The sequence below is a fragment of the Dysgonomonas sp. 511 genome (assembly GCF_010501105.1).
Lineage (GTDB): Bacteria > Bacteroidota > Bacteroidia > Bacteroidales > Dysgonomonadaceae > Dysgonomonas.
This window is the reverse complement of record NZ_QVMQ01000030.1, coordinates 22,498-31,316: the sequence shown is the minus strand read 5'-3', so window position 1 is coordinate 31,316 and position 8,819 is coordinate 22,498. Positions and strand designations below refer to the sequence as shown.

Genomic DNA, 8,819 nt, shown 5'->3' with positions numbered 1-8,819 from the left:
ATGAAAATTGAAATCCGTTCGCACGAAAAACCCCTATAACTAACTATATTTCAAATGTTTCAAAGAACGATTGCGAATTTTTAGTGGACACTAATGAAAGTAAATAACAATTTAATCGATATAAACTCTAATATCTCTCCGGTTGCTGGCACTTTTATGCTAACAGCAAATATTGTTTCTGCTATCTCTATGACCTTCTCCGGACTTAAAAGGGATCCCTTTTTTTTAAACCCTTTCCAACTCTTTGTATACCATGTATGCAGCGAATGTAATGCATATGTGAGCTTCTATTCGCTTTTTATTGCGATGGAATATAGGTCGTATCTTTAAGTCATGTTTGGCTACTCTAAATGCTTTTCGATACGCCACTGGTGGTTGTAGTTAGCCAGTATTTCTTCTTTGGGCAATTTTGAGTTTGTTTCATACCCTTTTAATCCATCCCATTTACTGTCTTGATTGAATTTATCTCGATCAATACTTACTTGTATTTGTCCGTCTAACTTCAGATATTTGTTGTATCCCCGGTTGTTAATACTGGATTTGGTGAGTTTGCCGGATTGTATTCTCTTTTCCAACTTAGCCAAACCACGCTCCCTGTTTGCTTTGTCCTTTTTTGCCCGGTTAGTGGAATAGCCAATAATCAACCGGTTCCTTTCCGGCTTGTTTATCAGCTTAAGCTCTCCATCTGCCATCGATAAGGATAATATGGCTTGCCTGATGGCGGACGATTCATTCTTTATTCTGGCACCAAGGATATATTCATAGCCTGATTGCACCAGTAATTCTTTGTTGGTCTGAGAGATTAGTCCCGAATTCGCAACTACAACCAGTTTATCTAACTTATATTGTTCTTTAAAGTGGTTCAAAACAGGAAGCATGGTATGTCCTTCAAACTTCTTCCCATCAAATATCTCATAAGCTAATGGATAACCACCCAAACTAACTAATAAACCAAGAATGATTTGTGGATTCTGAAGACAGCCTTCCTTAGAAAATCCCGTCTTTCTTAAATCATCTTCATCATCCATCTCAAAATAAATCGTGGTGACATCGTAGAATACAATGGATATATCACCCAACAAAACTTTAAGAGTATGCGCGTAACTGATTTGTTGCACCTGCTGCTTTTGTGTTTTGTGAAGCTTGTCTAAATAACGGTATATCTGATGTACGTCAATAAACAGGTGATAGTAGCGGCGTAGATAATCCGTTGTTTTTAACTTACTGACAGGATAACACAATCGGGACAATATTAATTGGCGAAATAATAAATCCGGGATCTGATTAAAGCCAATGGTGTCAAATAAACGACCTAATACCAACTCAATACCAGCCAGTTGCAATCCGTCAATATTACTCAATACAGACTCGGCTTGCAGACATCCAAGAGTAAAATCTGGCTCTTGCATACCGAATTGAGTTTGTATCCAGCTACGGGCTTCTTCTTTTAATCGAATAAGAACTTGAGGATCTGAACTACAACCTATCGTCTTGAGCAATTTATTACTACGTCCAACTTTTTAGAGAACCTGGAGGCTAATACTGCCACTTTTGTTTTGCTTCTCTCGGATAAACATTGCTCAAATGTAGCAAAAAAAGAAGACGGGTCACCCAAAAATGGCGCAGAAATTAAGATATAATACAAATAATCAATGATTTAACAAATTAAAGAATGGAAAGTGTTCAAAACAGGGGAACAAAATATAATTCCACAGCCGATGAGACTAAAAAAGCTAAAAGGTTACCCTTTCAGCTTTTTCTCTATTTCGGCGATTTCATCTCTGAAAACTTTGTCTACTTCCATTTGCTCCTTTACTATCCTACAGGCATGTAATACTGTAGCATGGTTTTTCTTCCCTATCAATGCTCCTATCTGAGCAAGGGACATTTCGGTATAACTCTTCGACAGATACATAGTAATTTGCCTAGCCTGCACTATCTGGCGTTTACGCGAAGCTGTATGAATGAGTTCGGGTTTTACGTCATAAAACTCACAAACGGCAGATTCTATCACTTCAACCGTGATTTTCTTCGCTTCCATCTTCTTTATAGCCTGCCCTATCACTCTTTTTGCCAATGGCAAATCTATATCTTTATTATAGACCAGCGAATGTGCCATAATGGAAACAATGATACCTTCCAGATCGCGGGCATTATCGGTTACGTTTTCGGCTATATAGTCTACTACGTCTTCGGGTATTGAAAGCCCGTCGTGCAATATCTTGTTTCGCAGTATTTGCAGGCGAAGCCCTTTGTCCGGATGCTCTATTTTCGAAGTCAATCCCCATCTGAACCTAGTTAGCAAACGCTCTTCTACTCCCTGCAATTCCGAAGGAGACTTGTCTGACGTCAGTATCAGCTGTTTATTATTCTGGTGCAAATGGTTGAATATATGGAAAAGCGTATTTTGCGTCTTTTCTATTCCTGCCAGTTCGTGTATGTCGTCGATGATAAGGACATCTATACCCTGATAGAAATTGATGAAGTCATTCGTCGTATTATATCGTCCGGCATCAGCATATTGAACCTTGAACAAGTGAGCCGATACATACAATACCCGTTTTTCAGGATAAAGCTCTTTTATACGGGTTCCGATAGCATGGCACAAGTGAGTTTTGCCAACACCCGATGTCCCGTGCACAAAAAACGGATTGAATGCTGTCTTTCCCGGATTGAGGGTAATAGCATCGCCGGCAGTACGCGCCAGTTTATTGCTCTCACCTTCGAAGAAGTTATCGAATGTATATTTCAGGTTTAATTGCGAATCGAAATCATCAGCTACAACTTTCTGGAACGGACTTGGTATTTTGGACGGAACTTTCGATGCAATCTTTTCTGCCTTAGGCATCGACTTGGCATCTCCTCTGTAATCCACTACTGTATTGGTAGTGTTTTCCATCAATATACGGTATTGCAATATCGTATCTTTACCTATCTCCCTATGAAGTGTGGTCTTTAACAAGTCTACAAACTTATCTTCCAGATATTCGTAAAAGAATTGGCTCGGCACTTGTATGGTGAAAACCTTGTCTTCGTACGATAAAGGTACTATTGGCAGGAACCACGTCTTAAAAGCAGCTTCAGGTATATTATCCTGTATTACTCTCAGACAGCTTGCCCATAAATCTTTAGTAGAAGAAGGTTCCATTCTTTATTGCTTATTTTATTAAAAAATATGATTATTAATCCTGTGATTTCGTAGTGTAAATTTCAGAATTAAATTCAGTAAAAAAAAATGCTGTTTTATTTGGTTCTCTAAGAATAAAAATATCTGTTTTAATTTCAATCACTTATGAGGAATTACCAACACCACTGGCATATACCACTCATAACAATCTGCAAAACAAACACATAAACCGATTTCAGAGCCAAAACTCTCATTTGTCTTTTTCTTGAGCTTTGCCTGCGAAGCCTATTTAACTCACCCCTTTATGACAATCTTCAAAAAAACTTTTATTTATAATGATTCCAGATAAGAACAATTTAGAATACTTTTACGTTTATGTAACGGGAAGGATTCTTCCGGATGTCTTCGAGTAGCGTAGAAGCATTATTCAATACGCTATTGAGGCTATCGTGCAAACTGGTATCATTGATGAGCAAGCCCAACGAGCCTTCTTTCGAGTTTATTTGATTGGATAGTGTATTCAGGTTTTTCATCGTGGAGTCGATAGAATTGAAAGTCGCACTAATATCCATCTGGGTCAATTGTTTCGATACTCCGCTAAGGTCTGACGACATCTGGTTCAAATTGCCTGTTATTTGAGGCACGTCTTTGTTCAGGGCTGCCATCATAGCATTAAGCTGCCGGGTAGACCTTGCAATATCCCCTGTTATCTGGTTTACGTTAATCATTGTTTCCGTCAATGCTGGATTATTCACCAGGTTTTGTACCCCTGTCAATATCGAGTCTAGTTTGGGTATCAGGTTCTCTACCTGAGGAAGCATTTTATCTGCTGCATCCATCATCCCTTTTTTCTTTATCCCTATTATTGTATCCGAACTTGTATAATACTCCTGTGTATAAGGATTCAGTTCGAACAAGATGGTAGCCGAACCAAGTATGGATACATCGAGCGACACTTTCGTTCCTTTAGGTATTTTTACTCCTTTATCCATGTTCAACAATACGATGACTTTGTTTGTCTTCTCGTCGAGATGCATAGACGAAACCAAGCCTACCTGAAATCCATTGAGTGTTACCGGTGCCGACTGAGACAAACCCGACACATCGTCGAACAACACAGTATATGTATTTGATGCTTTGAATATATTAACCCCTTTCAGGAAGCTGATTCCATAATACAGCAGAAAAATTGCGATTATGAATGCAACTCCTATTTTTACCTCTTTCGAAATTCCCATAATATTTTAGTTGTGTGTTATTATTATCGTTATTATAATTCTATTTTATCCGCAACCCGTCTTTAAAAGTGACTACAAAAGCGTCTTTAAATTTAGTTTTCACCATCTTTTTTGTTTTTTCTATCTCTTCCGGATTTGTTGCCGATCCATAAGTATATTTTACCATACCGCCCTCCTTGTAATACGATACCGGCGACAGTCCTTTAAACTGACGTGAATTATCTGGCAGTACTTTCGACGAGGTCAGGAATTGCACCCGATATTCAATCCGGGCTGATGTCGCATCTGTTCTGGCAACACCAATGCTTGCCGAAGATGGAGAGGTTTCGGATACTTTTGCCGAAGATGGAGTATATGAGAAACCACTATCCTTGCGGTCATATTCTTCTTTATATTTCTTCAACCCGGAATATATAGCCGAAGCCAATAATTGCTGCCCCTGTTTGGAATTAAGGAATTTCGCCTCCTGTGGATTATTTATGTAACCCAATTCGACCAAAACACCGGGCATACTAGTCCTGCGCAACACGAGTAGTCCGGCTTGCTTCACCCCCCTGTCGTTACGTTTGGCTACTTTCTTAAAGTCGGATTGAAGAAGCTCTGCCAGCCTCAGGCTTTGCTTCATATGGATATTGGTCATTAAGCCGAACAGGATGTACGACTCTGTAGACTCGGGGTCAAATCCCTCGTAAGTTGTAGTATGATCGTCTTCGAGCAAGATTACCGAGTTTTCTTTCTTGGCCACCTCAAGGCTTTCGTCACTATCGTCCCCTCCCAGTATATAGGTCTCTGCGCCCGAAGCGGTAATACTTGTTTTCTTCGTAGCATTGGCATGTATGGAGATAAAAAGACTGGCTTTAGCCTTATTTGCTATCTGGGCCCGCTTGCTGAGTGCTACAAAGACATCTTTTTTTCGTGTATATATTACTTTTACATCTTTCAGGTTTTTCTCTATCATTTCGCCCAAAGCGAGAGCTACTGCAAGGTTGATATTTTTTTCTTCATACCGTCCCCGGGCAGCACCTCCGTCTTTCCCTCCATGCCCTGCATCTATCACAATAGTAAATGGCTGTTCGCCGGCTATGGCTAAACCACAGGCCAACCACAGGCTGAATAAAAGAAAGAGAAACTTTTTCATTGAGCTTATGATGATCGTTTATTAAGCGTTATATACTACTTCGTTTTTCAATTCCTTACCGGCAAAGAAATCCTGGATATTATCCATAGTAGTATGCGCGATATTCGACATTGCTTCCTGCGTAAAGAATGCCTGATGCGATGTAACGATTACATTATTGAACGACAGAAGGCGAGCAAGCACATCGTCGGTCATTACACTGTCCGAGTGGTCTTCGTAGAAATAGTTGCCTTCTTCTTCGTAAACGTCCAATCCGGCATATCCTACTTTTTTACAAACCAGCCCATCTATCAGGTGCTTGGTATGTATCAGTTTTCCACGGCCGGTATTTATTATCATCACGCCCTCTTTCATTTTCGCAATAGATTCGTCGCGGATAATGTATTCGGTTTCTTTGGTTAGCGGGCAGTGCAGGGTGATAATATCCGAATTTGCATACAGTTCGTCTAAAGCCACATATTTTACACCTGTAGCCTCAGCCCATTTATTGTCCGGATATAAGTCGTAAGCAAGCACATTCATGCCCAAGCCTTTGAAAAGGCCTACGGCGACCTTGCCTATTTTCCCTGTACCTATTACCCCTACGGTTTTCCCATACATATCGAATCCCTGAAAACCGATAAGGGAAAAATTACCATCGCGTGTGCGTAGGAATGCCCGGTGTATTTTCCGGTTAAGGCTAAGCATAAGTGCCAGAGTATGTTCGGCAATGGCATGGGGCGAATAGTCGGGAACGCGTACCACCTTTATCCCCTTCTTGGCTGCTGCCGCAATATCTACATTATTGAACCCTGCACAACGGAGGGCTATCAACTTTACGCCATAAGCATGAAGCTTGTCTACCACTTCGGCATCTACCTTTGCATTCACAAAGATGCAAACAGCATCGGCTCCGCTGGCAAGCAATACATTGTTTTTGTCGAGATGTTCCTTATAATATGTCAGTTCGCAATTATATTCTTCGTTCACCTTATCGAAGGTAGCCATATCGTACGGCTTTGCGTCGAAGACCGCTATTTTATATCCCATAATCTTATTAAACAATCTTTAAACCTATAATAACCTGTTTGCAAAAGTAATCAAAATAACCTTTATTCTCAATAAAAATCCTCAACTACTTACCGCTTAAGCAGACTTTATGTCTCCAAATCGGCGTTCCATAATCACATAGTCGATACCGTTTTTCGAAAAACTTTCTCTGGTCTTTTTATATCCGAATTTTTCATAAAAACCACAGGCATCTACACGCGCATTGCACCACAGCCGGTCGAACTGCATATCCGTTGCATATTCGATAAGCCATTTCATCAAAGCCGAGGCATATCCCCGCCCCTGCATATCGCCCAGGGTAGCCAGCTTGCGGAATTGCACCTCGCGCCCATGCAGGAATATAGACATAACGGAAACAGGTTCTCCATTTTCGAACACTCCGATATGCAGTCCCCGGTCATCATCGTCCAGCTTCACAAAATCTATATCCTTATCCGGATACATCACCCGTTGGCGCAGTGCCAGCACATCGTCGTACAAAACTTCCGATATTATCATTTTACGTTCAAAACTTATAAGTTAACATCAAACGCCCCTCATATGTTTGCGAGAAAACGTCTTCAAAATATTTATAATTGGTATCGCGGGTGTAATTGTATACAACTCCTGTAAGGAACAGGTGATCTTTAAGTTTCAGATCGCTCCTCAAGCTAACAGCATGAAGTATAGCCTGCGAACGGTCGCCCTGATAGTCAAATTCATGCACATTTATATTCTCCCAGTCGATATCCCGGGGATAGCCTTTCCATGTGTACATACGGTAAACTTCGTAATTGCCCGATATGCTCACTCTGTTTTTAAACGAAAGGTTGAATCCGGCCTTACTGCTGAATCCGCTTGCAAGGTTGTAGTTACGCATATCCACTACATAATGGTCGCTAAGAGAGCCTCCCAAAAAAACGAGGTTGGCATGGATAAAGGCATCGAAGTTGAAACTTTTCGTACGGTTGCTCTGGTATATCAGTCCGACCCCTGCCGATGCGGGAGTACAGAATTTATACGGTATCCTTTTCGACACATCCGATATGGTATCCGAATCGTAATAGTCGAAATGCTGGTAGAAGCCTAAGCTAAGGAAATCTTTTTCGGTATCTATCAGGTCGGTAACAAACAGCCGCCCTACAATATTCAACTGGCTCAGCAACGGCTGCGAACCTTGCACGTTGAGGTTACTCTTGAAAGTAAAGAAATCGTATGGCTTCTCGCTATTAGCGGCAAACCTGTCTCCATACTCGATATTTATATCTACTGCCGCCCCCAGACCTTTATCCAGAATTTCGCCTTTAAACTCCAATGCACGCACTCCGGCAGACACTTCGACACTGACGTCGGGTATCCCAAACTGCTTACCTCTTGTCGCCCTTGTTTTCCACGCATCTCCGTTTAATATACGGGTAAGCCCACGCATGGGCGAAATAACAAATCCGGCAAGTTCGCGGCCGAAGCGGTTCGCCCCCGTCTGCCTGTCGTCGAGAACCAGATCAGACGTCCTATAGAAGACTTCCCCCAGTGCCAATCCGCCTATCGGAGTTGCTATGATATCATTTACCGATGGATATTCATTTTCCATAAACAATTCCCACATGGCACTCCCCCCAAGAGTGAAGAGTCCCGACTCCCAGAAATTGTACCCTCTCGATCGCGCCGAATTGAAATACAGGTTGCCATGATAAGGATGCAGGAACATATTATTACCCATGTCGTCGTTGTCCCACACCCATTTGTGTTTCAGGTTTTTCTTTATGGTATGTATATTGATGTAAGCATAATGCTGGTCGGCTACATACCTGTTGAATGCCCACAATCCCATATTGAGGGAGAATATCTGTGTCGCCGCAGCCAAACCTTTCTTCGGCGAATAATATGCAATATCCAGCGAATCGGCAGGCTTGGGAGGCACCACCTGGTACCGTATGGCAAATTGAGCAAAAACGGAGGATGACAAACCTGCTAAAAATAATATAAGTATGAGAAGTATTTTTTTCAACATCTTTTACTTTGTTTGTTATCTGTAATGGCGGAAATATTGTCAACAAAATACAATATCTATTTGTAATCAATAGCCGCTGTTCATAAAAAATGAGAGCGCAAAGATAATCTTATTAACATTGCTTTATACAATATTTGCAAATTTTCGGGCAGATCTCCCCGCAGGTTTAAGAAAAGTTTATAAAAAAACAAATTGAATTAACATCCTTTGCTACAAAATTCAAACAGCACCATAGAAGCCGCATAAAAACTTTCGCTAAAATTCAAACAGGCTCTT

Annotated in this window: 7 protein-coding genes; all 7 read right to left on the bottom strand. The window is 41.0% G+C overall.

Annotation, left to right across the window (positions count from 1 at the left end):
- Positions 1-341: 341 nt before the first annotated feature.
- The 7 genes from D0T57_RS12815 to D0T57_RS12785 all read right to left on the bottom strand — a co-directional run bounded on the left by D0T57_RS12815 (position 342) and on the right by D0T57_RS12785 (position 8,543).
- Positions 342-1,499, bottom strand: a complete 1,158-nt coding sequence (locus D0T57_RS12815) for an IS1634 family transposase (RefSeq protein ID WP_163273889.1) — start codon at positions 1,497-1,499, stop codon at positions 342-344.
- 242 nt (positions 1,500-1,741) lie between these two features.
- Positions 1,742-3,148 (bottom strand): chromosomal replication initiator protein DnaA, encoded by a 1,407-nt coding sequence (gene dnaA / locus D0T57_RS12810; RefSeq protein WP_163273888.1) that lies wholly within the window; start codon positions 3,146-3,148, stop codon positions 1,742-1,744.
- 335 nt (positions 3,149-3,483) lie between these two features.
- The gene (locus D0T57_RS12805; protein ID WP_163273887.1) at positions 3,484-4,365 is read right to left on the bottom strand and encodes an MlaD family protein; all 882 of its coding nucleotides are present in this window, start codon (positions 4,363-4,365) and stop codon (positions 3,484-3,486) included.
- A 40-nt stretch (positions 4,366-4,405) separates the two neighbouring features.
- Positions 4,406-5,503, bottom strand: a complete 1,098-nt coding sequence (locus tag D0T57_RS12800) for an N-acetylmuramoyl-L-alanine amidase (protein ID WP_163273886.1) — start codon at positions 5,501-5,503, stop codon at positions 4,406-4,408.
- Positions 5,504-5,524: 21 nt separating this feature from the next.
- Positions 5,525-6,532 (bottom strand): 2-hydroxyacid dehydrogenase, encoded by a 1,008-nt coding sequence (locus tag D0T57_RS12795; RefSeq protein WP_163273885.1) that lies wholly within the window; start codon positions 6,530-6,532, stop codon positions 5,525-5,527.
- A gap of 96 nt (positions 6,533-6,628) precedes the next feature.
- Entirely contained in the window at positions 6,629-7,051 is a 423-nt protein-coding gene (locus D0T57_RS12790) for a GNAT family N-acetyltransferase (RefSeq protein WP_163273884.1), read from the bottom strand.
- 7 nt (positions 7,052-7,058) lie between these two features.
- Positions 7,059-8,543 carry a DUF3943 domain-containing protein gene (locus D0T57_RS12785; protein ID WP_163273883.1) on the bottom strand — a complete coding sequence of 495 codons (1,485 nt, stop codon included), beginning with the start codon at positions 8,541-8,543 and terminating at the stop codon, positions 7,059-7,061.
- Between the last annotated feature and the right edge of the window lie 276 nt (positions 8,544-8,819).